Raw genomic sequence first — 23,193 nt, 5'->3', positions numbered from 1 at the left:
AAAAAACACTTTCTACATTCAGTGCTCTTAATTCAACGAGAAAAAGGTTATTATTATAGATAAATTTTGGAGAGATTTTATAATAATACTCAAGTAAACTTTTTAAAAAATCTTCATGGCATTAAAAAAATTTTAGGCTAAAGCTTCCAGCCTTTCTTTTTTTTCTTTTTGCTCAAAACAGCAACAATTTCGACATGTTGTGACCATAGAAATTGATCAATCGGTATGATTTTTTCTACTCTATACCCCCCTGCAACAAGAAGAGATAAATCACGAGCAAATGTAGTAGGATTACAGGAAATTGCCACAACACGTGATACTGTTGTCTTCGCTAATTCACGTACTTGTTTCTCTGCACCAGCACGGGGCGGATCAAAAACAACACTCTCAAAACACTCAAGTTCCTTTACAGAAAGTGGATGTCGGAAAAGATCACGTTTTTCACAAGTGACCGTTTTTAAACCAATCGCAAAACGTGCTGCTGTATTTAGATTTCTTAATGCATCTTCATTATTTTCTACTGCATGAACATTCATCTTTTTTGCCATACGCAAGGTAAATGTTCCTACCCCTGAAAACAAATCAACAGCCTTCTTTGTTTTTTTTAAATGAGTCAAAATAATATTGCCCATTATATTTTCAGCTTCGCAAGTTGCTTGAAGAAAACCACCAGAAGGAAATTCAACACGGACATCTCCAAAGTAAATCTCTGGTTTTTCTCGTTCAACCAAAACTTCACCGTCAACAGATAAACGTATAATCCCATATGAAAGAGCAGCACTGATTATTTTCTGACGAAGTGATTCATGGTGTACAATGCAACCGCTTAAAGCAACATCTAAACCATTTTCAACACGTGTTATCGTAACCTGAAACCGTTTGGCAGAGCTGCTTAGAAAAGCACAGAGCTCTCTGATATTATGCAACTGAGAAATAAGCTCTGGACGGCTTACTGGACATTCCTCAAGAGCTACAATCTCATGAGAGAGATAACGGTTCAAACCAACTTTTTGCCCCTGTGGAGTCATGGATGCTGTTAGAGTAATCCGCCGTCGGCTATAAGGTTTACATTCTATTAAAGGCTCAACAACATTATTAAGTCCATACTTTCTAAGCGCATCAACAACCAATTGTTGTTTCAATACGCGATAAGCATCCATATGCCAATGCTGAAGAATACACCCTCCACATTCTCCAAAATGCTGACAAAGAGTATCAATGCGTTCTAATGATTTTTCTTTTAATGCTATATATGTTGCATATTTTCCATGAACAGTAATTTCAGCGCACTTTCCTAGTAAAGTAAAAGGAACATAAACGAAGCTGTAAGACGTCTTAGAAGTACCATAACCATTTGCTCCGATATGGTCAATTATGACATTGTCAATTCACTCTTGTTTTTCTCCAAATAGTAAATATTCCACGTTACCATCACCACCTGTAATAGGGGAAGAAATTAAACCTTTTGCGCTCCACCCTGTTTGTGTATTTAACCAAACAAAAAGCGCCTCAGCAATTTCTTTAGCACTTGATGCATTTAATATTCCTCCCTTGCTAAAGTACTTACGACCAACCTCAAACTGAGGCTTTACCAGTAAAACAGCTTGGGCACCCTTCTTGGCTAAAGACAAAACGGGGGGCAATGCAAGTTTGAGAGAAATAAAGCTAACATCTGAAACGATAAGATCAATTTCTCGCCCACCTAAATGTTTCTGTTGAAAATTTCTAACATTCAAGCCTTCTAATAACGTTATAGCACTGTTGCCCAATAAACGTTTATCAAATTGATGATGCCCAACATCAACGGCAATTACATGAGCAGATCCACGCTCTAAGAGAACTTGTGTAAAACCACCTGTTGATGCACCAACATCAATGGCCGTCACTTTATCTGTTATAATCGGAAATGCATCAAGTGCAGCAATCAATTTTAATGCTGCCCGAGAAACATAATTCTGCGCTGGATCACAAACAGCAATCTCTGCATCATCAAAAACGATTTGCCCAGCTTTAAAAATGATTTCGCCGTTAACTTTAACAGTTTGACGCATAATAGCATCACGTGCACGTGAACGTGTCGTAAAAAAGCTTTTTTCAACTAAAAGAATATCGAGCCTTTTTCTGGCAGCCATATCATACTCAAATTTTTTATCCTGTTCGAATCTTGCGTCCCAAAGCAGTAAAAACCGTGTTGACAATACCCATAGCATCAAGCCCGATACGCGAAAGAACTTTTTCTGGTACACCATGATTCAAATATTCATCAGGAAGTTTTAGTGTACGAGCTTTCAAACCATGTTCTAAAAGCCCTTCTTGCGCTAAAAATTGTAATATGTGCGCTCCAAATCCACCGATTGCCCCTTCTTCAATTGTCACCAATACTTCATGCTCACGGGCCAAACAACGCATCAAATCCTTATCTAAAGGTTTTGCAAACCGTGCATCTGTAACCGTTGTAGATAATCCTTCAGCCTCCAACGCATCAGCAGCTTGCAACACTTCTAACATCCGCGTTCCAAAACAAACCAAAGCGATCCTATTTCCTTCACGTAGAACACGCCCTTTTCCAATTTCTAATAACTCACCACGTTGCGGTAAATCTATACCAATACCCTCACCACGTGGATAACGAAAAGAAATTGGCCCCTGATCATAAGCTGCAGCTGTACGCACCATATGCATCAGTTCAAGCTCATCAGAAGGTGCCATAACAACAAACTCAGGAAGAGTGGCCAAAAAAACAATATCAAAACTTCCAGCATGTGTTGCACCATCTGCCCCTACAAAACCTGCTCGGTCAATAGCAAAACGTACCGGTAACTTTTGAATTGATACATCATGAATAATTTGATCATAAGCACGCTGTAAAAAAGTAGAGTAAATTGCAACAAAAGGCTTATACCCTTCACAAGCAAGTCCCGCCGCAAAAGTTACGGCATGTTGCTCAGCGATACCAACATCAAACATTTTTGCAGGAAATTTTTTCGCAAAAGAATCAAGACCTGTCCCTGTTGGCATCGCTGCTGTTATGCCAACAATCTTATCATCATGGCGAGCTTCTTCTATTAAAGCTTTAGAAAATACCTTGGTATAGGGTAGAATATTACTTGATGCTTTAACCTGTTTTCCTGTCGTAACATCAAAACGATTAACACCATGATATTTATCAGACGAGGCTTCTGCAGGTGGATATCCCTTTCCCTTATGGGTTACAACATGCACCAAAACAGGACCATTAGGATATTCACGAACATTCTTTAAAACAGGCAATAAATGCCCCAAATTGTGCCCATCTATGGGGCCAACGTAATAAAAGCCAAGCTCATCAAATAAAGTTCCCCCAACCAAAAGTCCACGCGCAAATTCCTCTGAACGACGTGCCTTATCCAAAAAAAACTTTGGCAATTTTTCGCTCAACATCTTTACGCGTTCACGCAAATGACGATAAGAAGGACGAGATACTAATCGTGCAAGATGTGCACTCATAGCACCTGTAGGTGGTGCGATAGACATATCGTTATCATTAAGAACAACAATCAAGCGTGCATCCAAAGCACCAGCGTTGTTCATTGCTTCATAAGCCATACCCGCAGACATTGCACCATCACCAATGATAGCTATGATATTGCGTCTTGTCTCTGCTTTCAAAGCACTTGCCACCGCCATGCCAAGCCCAGCTGAAATAGAAGTAGACGAATGACCCGCTCCAAATGGATCATACACACTTTCTGAACGTTTTGTAAAACCTGATAATCCGCCCTCTTGACGTAATGTGCGAATCTTTTCTCTACGCCCCGTTAAAATCTTGTGTGGATAGGTTTGATGACCAACATCCCAAATAATTCTATCCTCTGGTGTATTAAAAATGTAATGTAATGCAACAGTGAGCTCAACAACACCAAGTCCCGCCCCAAGATGACCACCTGTTACAGAAACCGCATCAATTGTTGCGGTCCGCAACTCATCAGCTAACTGTACCAAATCAGACTCAGGAAATGTCCGCAAATCTTGCGGAAAACAAACACGGTCAAGCAATGGTGTTAAGATCTGAGACAAAAAAATCCTTTCTATTATCTGAACTGAAGAAAATGCAACAATAAAAATATATCTTCTCTACTCTTATTTACAGTTTTGCATCTTTTTTACTGAAAAATGTTATTTTCTATTTGAGATGAGCTATAATTTCCTCATTTTTAACTTATTTTATAAAAAAGAAATCAATAAATTTAATTTTCCAAAAAGGTTATTACATCTCTTAGTTTCACAATAAAGATCCAAAAATATTTAATATTATTTAGCATCAAGTGGTTCTACTCCTTCTGGAGAACCTTCTTCTGAAAGCTGGATTTTTTCAACTTTAGCTTCAGCAACTCTTAAGAGTTTTTCACAATGCTTTTTAAGAGCTTCACCGCGTTCATAAATATCAATGGATCGTTCCAAAGGCACATCGCCACGTTCCAAATTTTCGACAATAACTTCAAGTTGCTTAAGCGCTTGCTCAAAGCTTAAGGTCGTAATATCCCCCTCTTGTATCTCTTTTTTCATGTGAACCTCAAAAAATATCTGTTCTGGATATACGAATTCCAAAACTTTCTAAACCCACATATTGATGCTTTTTAGAAGCATAAACAATAACAGAGCCTATTCCTAAATATTTTAAAATTTGTGACCCTAAACCAATTTTGCGCCATTCTTCTTCGCGTTCAATCGCCTGCATATGGTTTTCTGAACTGTCTCTTGCCATATTTTGAATATCAATAGTTGATTGTATAACAGATCCTTCACGCAAATAAATAAATACGCCACGTTTTTCTTTTTCCATCATACGCCGCATCATCACCATAATATCTGAAGATTGACAAAAAACGTCACTTATAATGTTTTCATGATGTAAATGCACAGGAATATTCTCACCCTCACGGACATCACCAAAAACAATTACAATATGCTGAACGACTTCCCAAGGGAGTTGATAACTTTGAACAATAGCGGGACCTATAGATGTTTCAATAGGCATTTCTCCAACATGCTTGATTAATATTTCCTTACGTTGACGGTAAGCAATTAAATCTGCAACCGTTATAATATGCAATCGATGTTCTTGTGCAAATTTCATAATCTGATCGCCATGCTTAACGCTTCCATCATCATTGACTAACTCACCAATAACACCAACTGGCGGCAAATTAGCTAATTTACATAAATCAACAGCGGCCTCCGTGTGACCTGAACGCATAAGCACCCCCCCTTCATGCGCAATCAAAGGAAAAACATGCCCAGGACGAACAAAATCATCCGCGCTTGCATTTGAATTCGCAAGATTACATACAGCTAATGTACGGTCATACGCTGAAATCCCTGTTGTTATGCCGTGTTTAAAATCAACAGTAACCGTAAATTGCGTCCCATGTACAGAGTTATTATCTGGTACCATAGGAGCAAGATTAAATCGTTGTGCTTCTTTTTTTGGCATAGGCGTGCATACAATACCTGTTGTGTAACGAAGAATAAACGCCATCTTTTCTTCTGTACAATGCACTGCAGCAACAGTTAAATCACCCTCATTTTCACGGTCATCATCATCTGTCACCACAACAATCTCACCGCGTTCAAAAGCTTTAAGTGCAGAAACAATTTTTTTTTCATCATACGCCATTGTTCACCTTCTCAATCACCCAACTTGACCGCGATGTCTTAGATAATGGTCAGCAATAGCACAAGCAACCATCGCTTCACCCACAGGAACGGCACGAATCCCAACACATGGATCATGACGTCCCTTCGTTATAACATCTATATCATGACCATCAACATCAATAGAACGACAAGGCGTTAAAATTGATGAAGTAGGCTTTACAGCAAAACGTGCAACAATTGGCTGTCCACTCGATATTCCCCCTAAAATACCACCAGAATGATTGGATAAAAAAAGCGGTTTTCCATCATTTCCCATTCGCATTTCATCGGCATTTTCTTTTCCTGTCAGGCGGGCTGCCGCAAAACCATCACCAATTTCAACACCTTTTACCGCATTAATCGACATAAGTAACGAGGCAATATCTTGATCAAGCTTTGCATAAATAGGGGCTCCTAAACCTGCCGGAACATTTTCTGCAACGATCTCAACAACCGCACCAACAGATGTTCCCTCTTTACGGAGTTTACTAATATAATCACTAAAAATGTGAACCATCTGTGCATCAGCTGTAAAAAAAGGATTATTATCAACCTCTGACCAATCCCAACGATCACGATTAATATTATGAGGACCAATTGCCACCACTGCTCCTCGTACAATCAAATCAGGAACGATTTTACGAGCAAATGCACCAGCCGCAACGCGTGCTACCGTCTCCCGTGCCGAAGCACGTCCCCCGCCTCGAAAATCACGAATGCCATATTTAATATCATAAGTATAATCCGCATGTCCTGGACGATACTGATGGACAATCGAGCTATAATCTTTCGAACGTTGATCTGTATTTCGAATCAACAGAGAAATTGGTGTACCTGTTGTCACCAATGTCGTCCCATCGTCTTGAACAACAACTCCTGAAAGGATCTCTACTTCATCTGGTTCTCGGCGCTGCGTTGTGTATTTTGACTGTCCTGGTTTACGTTTATCAAGATAAGCTTGAACTTCTGCAAGAGTAAAAATAATTCCAGGTGGACAACCATCAATGACACAACCAAGAGCAGTACCATGACTTTCACCCCATGTTGTTACACGAAACAAATGACCAAATGTATTATACGACATGAAAAAAGATCCGTTTCTCTGTCAAATATATACAACGACAACGTATATTGTGTGCTATACACAAGACAGCTCTTTGCTCCCAAATACTCTTGGCCACTTTAAATTTGGTCAAATTACTGCTGTCCAATAAAATCCTATAAACCAAACTTTATTCTTTAACGACAGAAATGTCTGGTGCATCAACTGCTTTCATACCTATAATATTATAACCTGAATCGACATGATGGACTTCACCGGTAACGGAACGAGACAAATCTGAAAGAAAATAAAGCGCAGAATCACCAACCTCTTCAATTGTTACCGTACGACGTAGTGGAGCATTATATTCATTCCATTTTAAAATATAACGAAAATCACCAATACCAGAAGCCGCTAAGGTTTTAATTGGTCCAGCAGATATAGCATTAACACGAATATTTTGAGGACCTAAATCTACCGCTAAATATTTCACGCTCGCTTCAAGAGCTGCTTTAGCAACCCCCATTACATTATAATTGGGAACAACCTTTTCTGCACCATAATAAGTTAGTGTCAAGATTGAACCACCATCTGGCATCAATTTTTCTGCACGCTTCGTTAGAGCTGTTAGGGAATAAACAGAAATATTCATGGTCATCATAAAATTTGATTCGCTGATATCAATATAACGACCACTTAATTCACCTTTATCAGAAAAACCAATAGCATGAACTAAAAAATCAAGTTTTCCCCATTTCTTCTCTATTTCTCTAAAGACTGTATCAATAGAGACACTGTCAGAAACATCACAATGTCCACAAACAGACCCCTTTAATTCTTCAGCCAAAGGCTCAACACGCTTTTTCATTGCTTCACCCTGATAGGTAAAAGCCAGCTCTGCTCCTGCGCTACTTGCCGCTTTAGCAATTCCCCAAGCGATGGAGCGATTATTGGCCAACCCCAAAATTAAACCACGCTTACCGTACAATAAACCATTACCCTTAGCCATCAGCACTGCCCCATTGTTACTTAAAATTAACATTATTCATCTGCCTATGACACAGGTCAACATTTTCTTCAAGTAATTGGTTTAAAATCAAACAAAAACTACGCTTTTGTATATAAAAATTTTTAAAATTAATCTTTTTGCATTTGCAAAAACTGTTCTAGTGCGGCATTTTCACCTTCCGGCAACATAATGCGAACATGCACATAAAGATCATCTCTTGTCCCATTTTTTAAACGAAGCCCTTTCCCCTTCAACCGTAAAACGCGATCAGAACTTGACCAAGCAGGTATCGTTAAAACCACACGTCCCTCCAACGTCTCAACTTCTTCTTTTGCTCCCAAAACAGCATGTTTAAGAGAAACTGGTAAATCAAGATGGAGAGCTCTTCCTTCAACCCGAAAACGAGGATGTTTTTGAATCTGAATGGTTATCAACGCATCCCCTGCTTTCCCATGAGGTACCTCTTCTCCCTGACCTTTTAAACGAATAATCTGTCCGTCTTCAATATAATCTGGAAGTTTAATTTTTAACTTTTTTCCATTTGGAAAAACAGCTTCCACCTTTTCTGCGCCAACCATCTGCTCTAATGTTATGGCAAGATTAGCACGAACATGTGCTCCTTGTTGGGGACGGTTATAGTGTGTGGAATTCGAAAAGCTACCTCCTCCTCCAAACAGATCCCGAAAAATATCACTCGCATCAAAATCTGTACCACCTGAAGAGGAAAAATCAAATCCCTTTGCTCTTCCTGAAAAAGGATTTTGTTTATTGGTAAAATTTTCACCAGCACCATAGGCTTGATAAAGCGGTTTTCCTTCCATATCAATTTCACCGCGGTCAAATTGTGCCTTTTTATCTTTATCACCTATAATTTCATAAGCTTGATTAATTTCAGCAAATTTTTCTTTAGCCTTTGTATCATCTTTATTATGGTCTGGATGATACTTCTTTGCTAATCTTCTAAATGCCGATTTAATTTCTTGCGATTTTGCGGTACGTGCCACACCCAGAATCCTGTAGGGATCACGCATATTGCCCTCTTTTCAATTTTTTCGTTGTCAAAATATCAACTGATACGTTGTTCAATATCCTTTATAGCTTCATCAGTCTATTCTAGAGAATATTTTTTTCATATGTCTATCAATAAACTAAAATACCAGATAAAATGAGACATTTATTTAATATAGCTCATTGTAGTCTATGCTAAAGTAAAAATAATTAAACTACCATAGAAATACACGATAGCATTCGCTTTTTGAAAATAAGAAAAAATGGGATTGTAACTTCTTGATAATAAAGTAAATGAGAAAATGCCTCACTCATGCTCACTGATATTTGGAGAAACTATGAGCAACAAAATACCAACAGATGATCATTTTATGCAAATGCAAAAACCTTTTGAACTTTTCGCAAAGTGGCTTGAAGAGGCAACGATAAGTGAAATAAATGATCCAAATGCTATGGCATTAGCAACAGTTGACGAAACAGGACTGCCTAATGTTCGTATGGTTCTCCTCAAAGACTACAGTCCCCAAGGCTTCGTCTTTTATACCAATTATGAAAGCTGTAAAGGACAAGAAATTTTAAAATCAATGAAAGCATCCTTAGGTTTTCATTGGAAATCGCTCCGTCGTCAGGTCAGAATTAGAGGAATTGTTGAAAAAGTCAGTACGCAGGAAGCCGATGCCTATTTCCAATCGCGATCACGTGGTAGTCGAATTGGGGCATGGGCATCTAAACAATCTCAACCTTTAGACAATCGTTTTGTGCTCGAAAAAGCAATTGCTCAATATACTGCGCGTTATGCTCTAGGCAATATTCCACGACCACCTTATTGGTCTGGGTTTCGTGTTAAACCCCTTTCTATAGAGTTCTGGTGCGACCGCCCATTTCGTTTACATGATCGTCTGCTTTTTACACGCGATTGTGTTGCACACAGCAATTGGAAAAGACAAAAACTTTATCCCTAATCCTTCAAACTTCATCGTTATGAAGATTTTTTCTTCCCAACAGTTAACCAAATATTTTTATTTGAAAATTTCTAAAAGAAGATGATTGGCTTTATTTAAATAGAAGAATTTTATTTTCACTGTAAAAGTTAATTGGTAATATTTTCTACTGTATCGCTTAAAAATAAATTAGCAACAAACTTATTTAAAAGAAAATACTGTATTCAGCAGAAACCATGATTTTAGCTAACTTATTTTTAGACCGCAGGATAAAATATCGTCCATATACCCCCACATACTAAACCAGCAAAAATCACAAAACCAATAAGCGAATTAGATTTGAAAAGCCTGAGGCATTGTGAACTGTCATCTATATCAATGACTTTAATTTGAATAAACATATGGATGCTTGCCACAAAAATCCCAAAAAAACTAAGAACAGGGACTCTAGCTAAATAAAATGCTAGACTAACGAACACCACAAAACCACCATACAAAAACACTAAAGCACGCTTGGTTCCTTTACCAAAGAGAAGAGCCGTAGAACGGACACCAACAGTAGCGTCATCTTCTTTATCTTGATGTGCGTAGATTGTATCGTATCCTATGGTCCACAAGATTGATCCCACATAAAGCAAGATTGGTGCCCAGCTTAAACTTCCAAAGACAACAGCCCACCCCATTAATGCCCCCCAATTAAACGCAACGCCTAAAAAAAACTGCGGCCAATATGTTACGCGTTTCATAAAAGGATAAAATGCAACAGCTATCAATGACGAAATACCTAGAAAAAAACTAAACCTATTAAATTGTGATAAAACGACTAAACCAACCAAACATTGCACAAATATAAAAACTCTTGCTTGAAATCTACTCACATGGCCTGTCGGCAATGGACGAGAACGTGTCCTTTCTACCTGAGCATCAATTTTATGGTCAATAAGATCATTCCAAGTACACCCTGCCCCTCGCATAGCAATAGATCCTAGAAAAAAAAGAAAAAGATACCAAACCCAATGAAAAAACATTGATAAAAGAGTATCGTAATGCATGTTATAAGAAAAAAAAGCCATTGTTGTTGACCAAAAACAAGGCCACATCAACAATTGCCATCCGATAGGCCGATCCCAACGCGCCAATTGCGCATAAAACCATAAAGAACAGGGAAGGAAATTGTAGACCCATTGTTTGGAAGATGCATCCATAACCCGTCCTTGGTTATCATAGGACTGAACATGCGCGATATTTTTATTTTTTTTCATCAAATGATTTACCTTTAGTCTTGCGATAGAGACATTTCATTCTTATGAGAAGGAGATGAGATTAATCATCTTTTATGAGAGGAGCAAGCAATGAATATTCTTCTTATTGGCTCAGGTGGACGAGAACATGCTTTAGCATGGAAAATAGCTGCATCACCATTGCTAACAAAGTTATATTGTGCTCCTGGAAATCCAGCGACAACAGAATTTGGTGAAAATATTAATTTAAACATTGATGACCATTCCCTTGTTATTGATTTTTGTAAAGCACATTCTATTAATCTTGTGATTGTAGGACCAGAAGCACCGTTGGTTGCGGGTATAACAGACTCTCTTAATAGCGCTAACATCTGTGTATTTGGTCCTACTCAAAAAGCTGCTCAACTAGAAGGTTCAAAAGCTTTTACAAAAGATTTATGTCGTAAGAATAACATTCCTACAGGGAGTTACCAATGCTTTAATGATGCCTCTAAAGCTAAAGCTTACATTCATCAACAAGGTGTTCCCATTGTTATTAAAGCTGATGGCTTAGCAGCTGGTAAAGGTGTCGTGGTTGCAACAACTATGGAAGAAGCATTTAACGCAGTCGATGCCTGCTTCAAAAGTGCATTTGGAGATGCAGGAAACAAAATTGTTGTAGAATCTTTTCTTGAAGGTGAAGAAGCAAGCTTCTTCTGCCTTTGTGATGGTAAAGTTGCTCTTCCTTTTGGATCTGCCCAAGATCATAAACGTGTAGGAGATGGGGATATTGGAGCAAACACCGGCGGTATGGGTGCTTATTCACCAGCGCCCATCATGACCAAAGAAATAGTGAATCGTACCCTCAAAGAAATTGTTGAACCAGCTTTAAAAAGCATGAAAGAAATGGGCGCCCCCTTTAAAGGCATTCTCTTCGTCGGATTAATGATAACGCAAAAAGGACCTGAATTAATTGAATTTAACGTACGATTCGGTGATCCTGAATGTCAAGTTTTAATGATGCGTCTCAAAGATGACATTTTGCCAATTTTTCTTGCTGCAGCTCAAGGAAAACTTGAAAATAAGCCTCTTCGGTGGTCTGAAAAAACTGCTCTCACCGTTGTTATGGCGGCTAATGGTTATCCAGACTTTCCCCAAAAAGGTACTGTTATTCGTAACGTTGATAAAGTAAACACTCTTCCCGATGTGAAAGTTTTTCAAGCTGGTACAGTATTGCGTGATGGAGAACTCATTGCAAATGGTGGACGTGTTCTCAATATAACAGCAACAGGAAAAACGATTACGCATGCACAAAAACGTGCTTATGAAGCTGTTGATTGTATTGATTGGCCAGAAGGTTTTGTTCGTCGTGATATCGGATGGAGAGCCATTGCGCGAGAAAACTAAATCCTTTGAATATTCTTTTTTACGATTTGATTATTTTATATAAGAGCATGATACACAAATTTTCTCACTATTTTACATTGACCATAATTTTGAAAAAATGAGTGTTCTTTCCTTTGAACAATCAAATATTATAAATAGGATACCTACTCATGATAAAATAGAAAAATTTTCTAAATATGAAACTGTAATATAAACTGATCATTTTACTGTTGTATTTACTTTAAACGCATTTTCTCATCACTTTTATCAATACTTTCTTTCTTATAAAACCCTGAAGAAAAACATATATACTATCATTTATTTTGTTCTTTAATGAAATTTCGCTTTTACGAAAAATAAAATGCCTCCCCAAAAAAGATACTGGTATTATTCACGTACAAATTCTTAAACAATATCTCTCATGCTCGTCACTCCCATTTTACGACACTACCTGTAAATAGTATAAATCCATTCTGCCATCTTTCTGGAATAAAGATAAAAACCGATACCATCATTGTATTTTCCAACTCTCAATATTACGATAACCCTTTCTATCTAAATGATTTTGATTATAAGAGGGAGATGAAATAAGAATATATTGACTTCCTCTTTGCCTTAAAGAACCAAAAGTCATACCAAATCCCGTCTGTAAACGTCTGGATTCTCATTAAGCGGGTTCCTCTTGGTTCCCACTCATATACTTCAATTCCACAAAAACCGACAAGAAAACTTAAGAATATTCGCCATGTCCTCTAAAAACACTTCATGTGTGAAGTTTACATGCCTTATATTACCGCCCCAAACAACGATATTTTAGGGCACAACAAGATAAATGCTTACGGTAGTACAAAAATGAATGCATATTAATATTACTGGAGTGCAATTCGATTCGCAATCACCAAACGCAAGCCTAACGGATTGCTATAACGAAGTAAAAAACGCTTTTGTCTAGAATGTGCTGTTTTACCAAAAAATCGATGTAAATCAGAACGATCTTTTACAACCAGAATGCGATTATCTTCATTGATCATAAGCATGGGGAGGCCATAAGTATCCGCCCATAATCGCCAATCCAGAAGAACATTATTCAAATCTCTGGAAACCAAAAGCGGTATACAAGCTTCCTCATCGGCATGAAGTAACTCTAATGCAACAGCTCTTTCTCCTGAACGCGTTTTTACGGTACGTGCTGCAATTCCTTGGAAATGATAAGGAGGTATTAAATGCGATAAGCTTGAAGGCATATCCGTTTTAAAAGAAACACCACGCTCATTTAATGAACAAATAACCTGATTACCCGTTTTGGATGAAAAATATGTCGTCGTTTGTGGCAAATGGCACGGATCTAACCGAAATTCAAGCACCGCTTTTGCCTGATTAAAGCATTGATTAGCCATATACATTATCCCAATTTATCTTAAATAACATACACCCTTTAGCAGCTTTTTTTCATTGGATTATTAAAAGTTTGAATAACAAACAACTGGTTTCTTTTTTGGTTATTAAAATCTAAACAAAAATACATGATCACCATTCTTGAATTATAATACTTTTCCGGGATTCATTATCCCTAAAGGATCGAGCATTTTTTTAATCCCTTGCATAATATCCAATGCGACAGGCGATTTAAAAAAACGAAGTTCTTCGCGCTTAAGCTGACCAATTCCATGCTCAGCAGAAAATGCACCTCTATAGTCCATCACTAAACTATGAATGCGATGATTCATTTTTGACCATAACTGCAAGAACACTGTTTTATCAGCTCCAACAGGTTGTGTAATATTATAATGTAAATTTCCATCGCCCATGTGTCCAAAACAAATCACCCGTGCTCCTGGAGCAATATCTTCAACAATAAGCGCTGCCTCAGCAATAAAATCAGGAATAGATGCAAGTGGGACTGCAATATCATGCTTAATGGACCCTCCTGCTAACTTTTGTGCTGATGATATACTTTCTCGTAATTGCCAAAAAAAATCTTGCTGTTTTAAAGATTGCGCAATAACTGCATCTTCTATCACTGCATTCTTTAAAGCTTCTTCTAAAATAATACTCAATACTGATAACGCCTCATCATTGCCTTGCAACGATGAAATGTTCATTAATACATACCATTCATGTTTCCGCTGGAGAGGAGGCTTCTCACACATCTTATAATCTAAAGCCATTTGCAAACTGAGATTTCCCATGAGCTCAAAACCTGTCAACATCCCTCCTCCATACTCTTGAGCCAGAGATAAAAACTCTAAAGCCTTCCTCGGACTATACAATCCCACCAAAGCAACAGCTTTTCCTTTTATTTTTGGAAACATCTTCAAAACGGCTGCGGTTATAACACCCAGCGTACCTTCTGCACCAATAAAAAGATTTTTCAAATCGTAACCGCTATTGTCTTTTTTAACAAAACGCAAATCATCTAAAATACGGCCATCCGGTAAAACAACTTCCAAACCAAGACAAAGATCACGCATATTGCCATAGGCTAAAACAGCTGTCCCTCCAGCATTCGATGAAAGATTTCCTCCTACTTGGCAAGAACCTTCAGATGCCAAAGAAAGAGGGAAAAAACGAGCTGATTCATCCACTTTTTTCTGTAAATCCTGTAAAATAACACCAGCCTCTACAACAACAAAATTTCCTTCAAGATTTATAGTTCTAATCTTATTTAATCGCTCCATGGATAAAAGAACGCCCCCTCCTCTTTCATCTGGTTGTTGTCCCCCCACAAGCCCTGTATTTCCACCCTGTGGCACAATCGGTGTGCGTGTTTTGCTCGCTAACTGCATAATCGATGAGACCTCTGCACAAGAAGATGGACGTAAAAGTAAAGGTGTTTTTCCATGAAAAAGCCCACGCTCTTCAAGCAAATACGGTGCAATCAACGCTTGATCTGTTATAGCATGCTTAGCACCAACAATTTCCCTAAATCCCTCAATTAATTCCTGCTCCATGTTCATTTCTCCTTTGGAGCCGCAGCCCGTATAAGACGATCATTGATAGCCTCCCCTAATCCGTATGATGGAATAGGTTCTACTGCGATACATCTCACTTTAAATGAATCTAATTCCTTCATATATTGAAATAAATGAGAGGCTGCCTCTTCCAACTTTCCATCTTCGCTAAGGTTTAAAATAGAAACGGCATTTTCAGCTCCCATAACGCGCTTTGAACCAAATGCTAACAGCGCTTCACCATTTTCTACCTTTACTACATTCAAACGAATCGTGGCATTGGGAGCATAATGCGACTTTAACATCCCTGGAGCTTCAATCGCCGCCCTTTGATCTATCCGTTTTAAAGACTTCCCCACAACTTCTTCAATTTTATCAGCCGCAAGCCCCCCTGGACGCAAAAGATAAATATTTTTACCACAAATTTTAATAATCGTTGATTCAAGGCCTATTCTAGCAGGTCCTCCGTCCAATATCAAAGGAATAGATTTCCCCAAAGATGCAAAAACAGCCTCAGCTGAAGTAGGGCTAAGACGCCCCGATTGATTTGCACTAGGAGCAGCAAGTGGGCGGCCAAAATGTTGTACCACTTCCGCAAAACGACTGTCTGGAAAACGAACAGCCAAGGTATTCAAACCAGAGGTTGTTAAAGGATGGATATTATGCTGTTCCTTTAAAGGCAAAACCAATGTCAAAGGACCTGGCCAAAATTCCTCCATTAATTGGCGTGAAAGAAAGTCAATTTTAACATAACGTTCCGCCATTTCGATGCCGCTGACATGCGCAATAAGAGGATTAATTTGCGGACGACTCTTTGTAGAAAAAATAGAAGAAATTGCCCTCCCATTGGTTGCATCGCCCGCTAATCCATAAACAGTTTCCGTTGGTAACGCTACTAACTTCCCTTGTTCAAGAAGCGCTATTGCCTCTCTTATCGAAGCACTATTGAGTGGTAGAATCGTCATGACACACCATTTCTATAACACTCTTTAAGTGGTGCAAAACTATAACGATGTAATCCTCTAATTGGTCCATATTTACCAAGAGCTGTACGATGCGCTAGCGTTGCATAACCTACATGCTTCTCTAAACCATACCCTTTATAAACTTGTCCTGCACATTCCATCATCCGATCACGCGTTACTTTCGCAATAATGGATGCAGCTGCAATTGAAACAGAACGCTGATCGCCCTTAATCAACGCCATTGCAGGACAGGACAACTCAGAAGGAATATCACGTCCATCAACAAGGACATAGTGAGCTGGAATGGCTAATCCTATAATACAGCGATGCATTGCTTCTAAAGTTGCTTTTCTAATATTAGATTGATCAATTGTACGAGCACAAAGACTAGCGACTGAAACCGCTAATGCACTTTGCAAAATTTCGTGATAAAGTCTATTTCGTTGGAGAAAAGAAAGTTTTTTTGAATCATTTAACCCATTAGGAATATGATCTTTATCCAAGATAACTGCTGCCGTTACCACAGGTCCAGCGAGAGGCCCCCGTCCTACTTCATCAACACCTGCTATATGAAAAAAACCCTGTTTTTGCAAATCCAATTCGCACGAAAAATTTGGTTGAAGTGGAAAATTAAACATCTTTGATAAATCACAAATACAACCAACATACATCTATTTCTGTATCCTGACCATTTTTTGCAAGCATTACAGTTTTAAATGGCTCTTCAAACATTCTGCAAATTCTTGCACAAAAGGTAAAAAAAACAAAATAAAAAGTATTCTGTTGTCTATTTTCTTTTCTCAAAAACCATTTTAGCATGTATTTATTTTATCTAAAAAACAAAAAATACATTTCTTTGTTTACTCTCTTTTATTGTGTATAATAAAATCATGACGAAATAAAAGCTTTTATATTTATTTATCAAATATTTCCTAAAGTCATGATAGGTTTTACAAACCAATTTGGGTGCATTGATTTGATAAAAAGAGCTGCTTGTTGCGCCGTTTGTTTATTTTTAAAGATGCCAAAGCAAGTTGCTCCCGTTCCAGACATACGGGAAAAAAGAGCCCCACATTCATCTAATATAGATAACACTTCAGCTAACTGAGGTGCTATTTTTAATGCAGAAGAAAAAAGATCATTACGCGTTTCTTGTAAAGCTTCAACCAATGAATCAACACTCTTTAAAGCGTCTGTATTAATTTTTAAAGAAGGGTTATGATGCTTCTCTAACGCTTTAAAAACAGTTTGTGTTGAAATCTCCTGTCCATGATTAACCAATACCATTGCAAGAGAACAGGCTCCTTTTAGTTGTATTATCTCTTGACCAATTCCTTTGACCAAAAGCGGCTGCTGATATTCTAATGCACAAAGGCACATGGGAACATCAGCACCAAGAACTAAGCTTATTTTTGCTAATTCTTCGTAAGAGCAATCAAGATTCCACTGTTGACGCAACATGTTTACAACCCCAGCTGCATCACCTGAGCCACCACCAATGCCTGAAGCAACAGGTAATGTTTTTACAAGCCGAAAAAAAGCAGGTTGAGCATATTCAGGAAAAGTCTTATGCATAAAATCCCGTGCACGAATAACCAAATTGTCTAAATGAGAAACAAGGCCTTTTGCAAACGGTCCCGTCAAAACAAACTGATTATTTTCACAAGGTGCATAGTGTAGACAATCGCCACTAAGACTAAAATAAACCAAACTTTCTATTAAATGATACCCATCAGCACGTTGCCCCACAACATGTAGAGCTAAATTCAATTTAATAGGTGTAAATAAATAGGAATGTCTTTGGAACGAAGCTGATACATTTGATATCATATGACGTAATATTCAGCTGCATAGGTTTTTTTACAAAATCCCCCCCTTTTATCCATACTTTTAGCACAACCCCTATAAACAGCTTGAAATATTCTTAATCGCTTTCTAAACAAACAATAAATATAAAGAGTTCTCATACAAAATAAACAACATGTTCTCATTAGTATCATTTCAAGCCTTTTTTCTTCTAGCATCTATTTTTAGATAAAAAGCCCTCTGGCTTAAATGATTTTTTCCATTACAAACCATAACGCTGCCAAAGCGCTCGCTCTTCTGCTGCCATCAATGCACTATCAACGACTGTATAAACCGTATGTGCCGCCACTCCTGAAGGCGTTTTAGGTCCTAAAAAACTTTTTGGAGGCATAATAAGTCGAAGTTTTGCATCATTACCAAAGCGCTCCTTAATAACAGAACGTACATCATTCAATCCATCAACCAGACCAAGCTCAACGCTTTGTTTTCCACTCCAAAACATTCCTGTAAAAAGATTCGAATCATCTGATAATTTTGCAGCACGCCGTTCTTTAACCAAATCGATAAAAGTTTGATGCACTTCAAGTTGGAGAGATTTCAAATGCTCAATATCCGCCTTTTTTTCTGGCTGAAATGGATCTAATGTAACTTTGTTCTTTCCTGCCGTGTATACACGCCGTTCGATACCAATTTTCTTCAAAAGTTCCGGAAAACCAAAGGAAGCTGAAACCACTCCAATGGAACCAACAATTGAAGAAGGATCTGCAAAAATTTCATCCCCCGCACAAGCAATCATATAACCACCAGATGCTGCAATATCTTCAATAAACACAAGAACCTTTTTATTTTTTTCTTCTGCCAAGTCACGAATACGCTTGAAAATAAAACGCGACTGTACAGGTGAACCACCAGGAGAATTAATAATAAGTGCAACAGTCGGTGACTTTTTGTGTGCGAAAGCCTTCTCTAAAAGATTTGCACACCTACTGAGGGAAAGGGTACGAGATATAGAGGCTGATGAATCCATAATTGCTCCTTGAAGGCGCACCACAGGAATTTCCAGTTTATCAGAAGAAAAACGGCGTGGAATAAAACTTTTAATAACATCCATCAAAACAAAATCTCCTTATAAATTAAGAACAATTAAATAGGCAAGGACAACAAAAAGGAAGAACGCGATAATATCCAAAAGCGCCAATCAATTCCCACATTACAAGCAGAAATATAACTTCACCCAAAGTCAAACCTCCCTAATAACAAAGTTTGGACTCTAAATAATAAACTAAAAAACACAAGATACTATTAGAAAAGTTCCCACAAGCTTATATATCCATTATTAATTGCATCAACCCGTGGCGAAAAAGTATGCTCATCCCCTTCATGTATAACCAATGCCGGTAAAATAGATAAAGCTGCTCTGCTTCCTCGTTTTGCGTAAAATAAAAGACGAATTGCTGCTGTTTTCGCACGTGCATGCACAGGAATTATACAAATCCCACCAAAACGCCCTTCTAAAGCACGCAAGATATCTGTCAGCGATTGTGGACGCGCAATGAGCCCTAAGTATCCACCTGGCTTAACAATGGCTGCTGCACTCCGTAACCAGTTATCAAACATCGCTTCAGACATAACATGCGCTTCAGATTTTTGTTTATCAGGTGTCTTGCGATCACTAGGATTATTAAAAGGTGGATTCATAATCGCAAAATCAAAGCTATTATCTATCAAACCTGCTTTTATACGGGCATTCCCTTTGAAGGTAACATCTGCTTCTAGCAAACAAATTCGGCTAGCAAATTGTTTATTTTGTTTTAGCATGAGCGTTTTTTGAGCGTAAGATACCATAAAAGCTGAACGTTCAACTAAGGTAACATGAACTTTCAGACAACGCGAAGCAACAGCCAACCCTGCAGCTCCAGCACCTGCACCTAAATCAACAACCTTGCCCTTTAAATTACTTGGAACCAAACTAGCCAATAACATCGCATCCACTCCAGAACGATGACCATATTTATGGGGTTGAACCAAATAAAATTTCCCGCGGTGAAAACTGTCAATTGTTTCACCGCTCTGATTCGCTATTTTATCCATTTAAAAGCCTAATGTTCATCTTTATAAACTGCATTTTTGCTATTCAGCCGCTATTTTAAATTTTTTTATTATTTCATAACAACAACATTACACTCGTTAAAGAACATTTCTTGCCAATAACATTCCAAGCTTACACTTCAAAGCGCCATCAAAAGCTTGAGTCAAAACCAAACCCCCTTTATGCTAGTAAATAAAGTAAATTTTATATATGTCCATTGCAACACTCTAGGAGTAAACACATTGAGTGCAGCTATCAAACCAGAACAAATAAGAAATAATCAAATTTCTCTTCAATCTCTTGTCAATCTTACTCAAAAAGATATGGAGCGCGTAAATCAATTTATTCTCTCTATGGCCAAATCAGAGGTTGAGATGATTCCTGAAATTTCTAACCATCTTATTTCATCAGGTGGAAAGCGGTTACGCCCAATGATTACGCTCGCTTCTGCTCATATGTTCGGTTATCAAAGTGACGGGCATATAAAACTCGCAACAGCTGTTGAATTTATGCATACAGCAACATTACTACACGATGATGTGATTGATGAAAGTAATTTGCGACGTGGAAAATCCACGGCACGGATGATTTGGGGAAATCAAGCAAGTGTACTTGTTGGTGATTTCCTGTTGGGTCAGGCTTTTAAAATGATGGTCGATGTCGGTTCCATAGAAGCGCTCTCTGTCCTAGCGAACGCTGCTGCAATTATTGCTGAAGGAGAAGTTATGCAACTTTCTGCTGCAAAAAATATCAAAACCAGCCCTTCAGACTATCTCAAAATCATCAATGCAAAAACAGCCGCACTTTTTTCAGCAGCCGCTGAAGTAGGACCGATTGTTGCTGGCTATGGACATAAAGAACGTTCTTCATTACGTGAATATGGAACATCTTTAGGTTTAGCTTTCCAATTGATTGATGATGCACTTGACTATAACGGTAGTGCTCAAAACTTAGGAAAAAATATAGGGGATGATTTTAGAGAAGGAAAAATAACAATGCCTGTTATTATCGCATATGAACGTGGGAATATGGTAGAAAAAAAATTCTGGAAACAAGCACTTGAAGATGGCAATAACAATAATGAAGCCTTCGCATACGCGCAATACTTAATAGAAAAGTATGATAGTATTACAGATACAATAGAACAAGCACGCATCTATGGAAAACATGCAATTGATGCTCTGGTTCTCATGAACAAAAATCTTGCTTACAATGCTCTCGTTGAGACTGTTGAATTTTGTATTGCGCGCATAAACTGAATTCTTTGCAAAAATCGCAGTATTTCTCAACAAAGTAATGAGATATGATCTATAAACAATACCATCGATTGATTATCTTGAAAAGGATTAGCTCCATGTGCTCTGCAACGGTATCTCGACTTTTTACCCTCTTTATCGTGGGTATCATGCTGATGCCATCCTTCACCTACAGTAAAATAAGCAACGCAATTCATACAAGTTCATTTACAGGTGCTTATTTAGCTGGAAGGGTTGCAAATCATGAAAATAAAACAGAACTTGCTATCAATTACTTTAAACAAGCACTCGTTTATCAACCTGATAACATTGAAACACAAAAAGAGCTCCTTGAAGCTATGCTCTCGGTCGGAAACTTTAAAGAAGCTGTCCAACAAGCCCAAAAACTCAAAGAGCAAGATGTTATAACTCCCTTTGTTTCCTTAACTTTGTCAGTAGAAAGTCTCATCAAAAAAAACTATAAGAATGCCAATTTTTTTCTGAAATCAAAAGAACCTTCGCCATCCAATAATCCAATACCTGAACTCATCGGTGCTTGGATTAAATTTGGATCTGGACAAAAATCTCAGGCAATCGCTGATCTTAAGAAACTCAAAGGTCCTGTCTGGTATGACCTTTTTATATCTTATCATCTAGCACTTATGAGCGACCTTGCAGAACAGCAAAAGGATGCAAAAAAATATTTCATTAAAGCACTTAGTAACAAACAGGGAACTCTTATCGCGCCTAATACCTATGAACGTATTATCATAGCCTATGCCTCATTCCAATTGCGCCATAATATGCGCAACCAAGCTCTTCAAACAATCCAACATGGCGAACAAATGTTGTCAGGTCGAGAAGTCCTTAAAAACTTTCGAGAAAAAATTGAAAAAAAATCTTTCTTAGAGAGAGTTATTAAAACACCTCAACAAGGAGCAGCCGAGGTATTATATAATTTTGGAACAGCCCTCAACCACAAAAACTCAGGGCGAATTGCACGTATTTTTAAGCAATTATCTTTCGCCTTATACCCTCAAAATGACGCAACACTGTTTCAGCTTGCACACATTTCTGCTAAATTGAGTGATCCTCATCAAGCAATTAAACTTTATCGCGCTTTATCCCCTAAATCCCCTTATTATAAAGATGGACAACTTCATCTTGCATTCCTTCTTGCCAATAACAACAATTACAAAGAAGCAATAAAATTACTCACATTGTTAAATGAAAAATTTCCCAATGATCGTAATATTTTGATAACGCTCGTTGCTTTTTATATGCAGGACAATAAATTTCTTGAGGCCATTAAAACTCTAGACTACGCTCTTGCCCAGATAAAAAACTTTCAGCAGGACGATTGGAAACTCTTTTATCAGCGTGGTATCGCTTTTGAACGTTTAAAGCAATGGCCAAAAGCAGAAATTGACTTGCGAAAATCACTTGAACTTTTCCCAAACCAACCACAGGTTCTTAATTATTTAGCCTATTCCCTTGTAGAACGTGATGAGAAGCTTGAAGAATCGCTCCGTATGCTGCAAAAAGCTTCTGCTTTGCAAGCTCACAACAGTCATATTCTCGATTCTTTAGGGTGGGCTTATTATAAACTAAAAGAATATAATAAAGCAGTGCAAATATTAGAAAATGCTGTCAGATTACAACCTGAGGACCCAACACTGAATGATCATTTAGGAGATGCTTATTGGAAAGTTGGACGTAAACGTGAAGCAATCTTTCAATGGAACCACGCAATTGACGGAAAACCAGAAAATTCTGAACAAATTCAAGAAAAGTTGAAATTTGGTTTGTAATAAACGATGCTTAACCATAAACCACATGAAATAATAAACAGAGAAACTAAAATT

At 37.9% G+C, this 23,193-nt stretch carries 20 protein-coding genes; 4 read left to right on the top strand and 16 right to left on the bottom strand.

What is annotated here, in order from left to right:
• Positions 1-137: 137 nt before the first annotated feature.
• The 8 genes from ACFIJS_RS04960 to ACFIJS_RS04925 form a co-directional block, all read right to left on the bottom strand.
• Positions 138-1,160, bottom strand: coding sequence for a class I SAM-dependent RNA methyltransferase (locus ACFIJS_RS04960; protein ID WP_375650404.1), 1,023 nt, complete (start codon positions 1,158-1,160; stop codon positions 138-140).
• Between the two features lie 228 nt (positions 1,161-1,388).
• Positions 1,389-2,132 carry a TlyA family RNA methyltransferase gene (locus ACFIJS_RS04955; RefSeq protein WP_375650402.1) on the bottom strand — a complete coding sequence of 248 codons (744 nt, stop codon included), beginning with the start codon at positions 2,130-2,132 and terminating at the stop codon, positions 1,389-1,391.
• A gap of 16 nt (positions 2,133-2,148) precedes the next feature.
• A complete protein-coding gene (gene dxs, locus ACFIJS_RS04950; RefSeq protein WP_375650401.1) occupies positions 2,149-4,056 on the bottom strand; it encodes a 1-deoxy-D-xylulose-5-phosphate synthase in 1,908 nt (635 codons plus the stop codon).
• Between the two features lie 234 nt (positions 4,057-4,290).
• A complete protein-coding gene (locus ACFIJS_RS04945) occupies positions 4,291-4,545 on the bottom strand; it encodes an exodeoxyribonuclease VII small subunit (protein WP_375650400.1) in 255 nt (84 codons plus the stop codon).
• A gap of 7 nt (positions 4,546-4,552) precedes the next feature.
• Positions 4,553-5,656, bottom strand: a complete 1,104-nt coding sequence (ribB, locus tag ACFIJS_RS04940) for a 3,4-dihydroxy-2-butanone-4-phosphate synthase (protein ID WP_375650398.1) — start codon at positions 5,654-5,656, stop codon at positions 4,553-4,555.
• A 15-nt stretch (positions 5,657-5,671) separates the two neighbouring features.
• The gene (gene aroC / locus ACFIJS_RS04935) at positions 5,672-6,760 is read right to left on the bottom strand and encodes a chorismate synthase (RefSeq protein ID WP_375650397.1); all 1,089 of its coding nucleotides are present in this window, start codon (positions 6,758-6,760) and stop codon (positions 5,672-5,674) included.
• 148 nt (positions 6,761-6,908) lie between these two features.
• Positions 6,909-7,727 (bottom strand): enoyl-ACP reductase FabI, encoded by an 819-nt coding sequence (fabI, locus tag ACFIJS_RS04930; RefSeq protein ID WP_375650441.1) that lies wholly within the window; start codon positions 7,725-7,727, stop codon positions 6,909-6,911.
• 128 nt (positions 7,728-7,855) lie between these two features.
• The gene (locus ACFIJS_RS04925; RefSeq protein WP_375650396.1) at positions 7,856-8,758 is read right to left on the bottom strand and encodes a DnaJ C-terminal domain-containing protein; all 903 of its coding nucleotides are present in this window, start codon (positions 8,756-8,758) and stop codon (positions 7,856-7,858) included.
• 315 nt (positions 8,759-9,073) lie between these two features.
• Here ACFIJS_RS04925 and pdxH point away from each other — a divergent pair, with 315 nt between their 5' ends.
• Entirely contained in the window at positions 9,074-9,697 is a 624-nt protein-coding gene (gene pdxH, locus ACFIJS_RS04920) for a pyridoxamine 5'-phosphate oxidase (protein WP_375650394.1), read from the top strand.
• 236 nt (positions 9,698-9,933) lie between these two features.
• On the opposite strand, the gene ubiA is transcribed toward pdxH, so the two are convergent.
• The gene (gene ubiA, locus ACFIJS_RS04915; protein WP_375650393.1) at positions 9,934-10,938 is read right to left on the bottom strand and encodes a 4-hydroxybenzoate octaprenyltransferase; all 1,005 of its coding nucleotides are present in this window, start codon (positions 10,936-10,938) and stop codon (positions 9,934-9,936) included.
• Positions 10,939-11,028: 90 nt separating this feature from the next.
• On the opposite strand from ubiA, the gene purD reads away from it, so the two are divergent.
• Positions 11,029-12,303, top strand: coding sequence for a phosphoribosylamine--glycine ligase (gene purD / locus ACFIJS_RS04910; protein WP_375650392.1), 1,275 nt, complete (start codon positions 11,029-11,031; stop codon positions 12,301-12,303).
• An 848-nt stretch (positions 12,304-13,151) separates the two neighbouring features.
• Here the strand turns inward: purD and ACFIJS_RS04905 are convergent.
• The 7 genes from ACFIJS_RS04905 to ACFIJS_RS04875 all read right to left on the bottom strand — a co-directional run bounded on the left by ACFIJS_RS04905 (position 13,152) and on the right by ACFIJS_RS04875 (position 20,095).
• Positions 13,152-13,679 carry a DUF6101 family protein gene (locus ACFIJS_RS04905; protein WP_375650390.1) on the bottom strand — a complete coding sequence of 176 codons (528 nt, stop codon included), beginning with the start codon at positions 13,677-13,679 and terminating at the stop codon, positions 13,152-13,154.
• A 144-nt stretch (positions 13,680-13,823) separates the two neighbouring features.
• Positions 13,824-15,233 (bottom strand): FAD-binding oxidoreductase, encoded by a 1,410-nt coding sequence (locus ACFIJS_RS04900; protein ID WP_375650389.1) that lies wholly within the window; start codon positions 15,231-15,233, stop codon positions 13,824-13,826.
• Positions 15,234-15,235: 2 nt separating this feature from the next.
• Positions 15,236-16,198, bottom strand: a complete 963-nt coding sequence (locus tag ACFIJS_RS04895; protein WP_375650388.1) for an L-threonylcarbamoyladenylate synthase — start codon at positions 16,196-16,198, stop codon at positions 15,236-15,238.
• The gene (locus ACFIJS_RS04890; protein WP_375650386.1) at positions 16,195-16,869 is read right to left on the bottom strand and encodes a ribonuclease HII; all 675 of its coding nucleotides are present in this window, start codon (positions 16,867-16,869) and stop codon (positions 16,195-16,197) included. The genes ACFIJS_RS04895 and ACFIJS_RS04890 overlap by 4 nt, the downstream gene beginning before the upstream one ends.
• A 250-nt stretch (positions 16,870-17,119) precedes the next feature.
• Positions 17,120-18,028: a 4-(cytidine 5'-diphospho)-2-C-methyl-D-erythritol kinase gene (locus ACFIJS_RS04885; protein ID WP_375650385.1), complete on the bottom strand. Its 909-nt coding sequence runs from the start codon at positions 18,026-18,028 to the stop codon at positions 17,120-17,122.
• A gap of 238 nt (positions 18,029-18,266) precedes the next feature.
• Positions 18,267-19,115, bottom strand: a complete 849-nt coding sequence (locus ACFIJS_RS04880) for a S49 family peptidase (protein ID WP_375650384.1) — start codon at positions 19,113-19,115, stop codon at positions 18,267-18,269.
• A gap of 191 nt (positions 19,116-19,306) precedes the next feature.
• Positions 19,307-20,095 carry a tRNA1(Val) (adenine(37)-N6)-methyltransferase gene (locus tag ACFIJS_RS04875; RefSeq protein ID WP_375650383.1) on the bottom strand — a complete coding sequence of 263 codons (789 nt, stop codon included), beginning with the start codon at positions 20,093-20,095 and terminating at the stop codon, positions 19,307-19,309.
• Between the two features lie 180 nt (positions 20,096-20,275).
• Between ACFIJS_RS04875 and ACFIJS_RS04870 the strand changes: the two genes are divergently transcribed.
• Together ACFIJS_RS04870 and ACFIJS_RS04865 are read left to right on the top strand one after the other, a co-directional pair.
• The gene (locus ACFIJS_RS04870; RefSeq protein WP_375650381.1) at positions 20,276-21,352 is read left to right on the top strand and encodes a polyprenyl synthetase family protein; all 1,077 of its coding nucleotides are present in this window, start codon (positions 20,276-20,278) and stop codon (positions 21,350-21,352) included.
• 95 nt (positions 21,353-21,447) lie between these two features.
• Positions 21,448-23,139, top strand: a complete 1,692-nt coding sequence (locus ACFIJS_RS04865; protein ID WP_375650380.1) for a tetratricopeptide repeat protein — start codon at positions 21,448-21,450, stop codon at positions 23,137-23,139.
• The last annotated feature ends 54 nt before the right edge of the window (positions 23,140-23,193 follow it).

The organism is Bartonella sp. OT172YNZD, assembly GCF_042193725.1.
Lineage (GTDB): Bacteria > Pseudomonadota > Alphaproteobacteria > Rhizobiales > Rhizobiaceae > Bartonella > Bartonella grahamii_A.
The sequence above is the reverse complement of the archived record's forward strand: the minus strand, read 5'-3'. Positions and strand labels throughout refer to the sequence as shown.

What these genes read in the sequence shown, in the direction of transcription:
- ACFIJS_RS04960 (WP_375650404.1), bottom strand. Translation starts at nt 1,160, where the DNA reads ATGGATGCTTATCGCGTATTGAAACAACAATTGGTTGTTGATGCGCTT.
- ACFIJS_RS04955 (WP_375650402.1), bottom strand. Translation starts at nt 2,132, where the DNA reads ATGGCTGCCAGAAAAAGGCTCGATATTCTTTTAGTTGAAAAAAGCTTT.
- ACFIJS_RS04945 (WP_375650400.1), bottom strand. Translation starts at nt 4,545, where the DNA reads ATGAAAAAAGAGATACAAGAGGGGGATATTACGACCTTAAGCTTTGAG.
- ribB (WP_375650398.1), bottom strand. Translation starts at nt 5,656, where the DNA reads ATGGCGTATGATGAAAAAAAAATTGTTTCTGCACTTAAAGCTTTTGAA.
- aroC (WP_375650397.1), bottom strand. Translation starts at nt 6,760, where the DNA reads ATGTCGTATAATACATTTGGTCATTTGTTTCGTGTAACAACATGGGGT.
- fabI (WP_375650441.1), bottom strand. Translation starts at nt 7,727, where the DNA reads ATGGCTAAGGGTAATGGTTTATTGTACGGTAAGCGTGGTTTAATTTTG.
- ACFIJS_RS04925 (WP_375650396.1), bottom strand. Translation starts at nt 8,758, where the DNA reads ATGCGTGATCCCTACAGGATTCTGGGTGTGGCACGTACCGCAAAATCG.
- pdxH (WP_375650394.1), top strand. Translation starts at nt 9,074, where the DNA reads ATGAGCAACAAAATACCAACAGATGATCATTTTATGCAAATGCAAAAA.
- ubiA (WP_375650393.1), bottom strand. Translation starts at nt 10,938, where the DNA reads ATGAAAAAAAATAAAAATATCGCGCATGTTCAGTCCTATGATAACCAA.
- purD (WP_375650392.1), top strand. Translation starts at nt 11,029, where the DNA reads ATGAATATTCTTCTTATTGGCTCAGGTGGACGAGAACATGCTTTAGCA.
- ACFIJS_RS04905 (WP_375650390.1), bottom strand. Translation starts at nt 13,679, where the DNA reads ATGGCTAATCAATGCTTTAATCAGGCAAAAGCGGTGCTTGAATTTCGG.
- ACFIJS_RS04900 (WP_375650389.1), bottom strand. Translation starts at nt 15,233, where the DNA reads ATGGAGCAGGAATTAATTGAGGGATTTAGGGAAATTGTTGGTGCTAAG.
- ACFIJS_RS04895 (WP_375650388.1), bottom strand. Translation starts at nt 16,198, where the DNA reads ATGACGATTCTACCACTCAATAGTGCTTCGATAAGAGAGGCAATAGCG.
- ACFIJS_RS04890 (WP_375650386.1), bottom strand. Translation starts at nt 16,869, where the DNA reads ATGTATGTTGGTTGTATTTGTGATTTATCAAAGATGTTTAATTTTCCA.
- ACFIJS_RS04885 (WP_375650385.1), bottom strand. Translation starts at nt 18,028, where the DNA reads ATGATATCAAATGTATCAGCTTCGTTCCAAAGACATTCCTATTTATTT.
- ACFIJS_RS04880 (WP_375650384.1), bottom strand. Translation starts at nt 19,115, where the DNA reads ATGGATGTTATTAAAAGTTTTATTCCACGCCGTTTTTCTTCTGATAAA.
- ACFIJS_RS04875 (WP_375650383.1), bottom strand. Translation starts at nt 20,095, where the DNA reads ATGGATAAAATAGCGAATCAGAGCGGTGAAACAATTGACAGTTTTCAC.
- ACFIJS_RS04870 (WP_375650381.1), top strand. Translation starts at nt 20,276, where the DNA reads ATGCTAGTAAATAAAGTAAATTTTATATATGTCCATTGCAACACTCTA.
- ACFIJS_RS04865 (WP_375650380.1), top strand. Translation starts at nt 21,448, where the DNA reads ATGTGCTCTGCAACGGTATCTCGACTTTTTACCCTCTTTATCGTGGGT.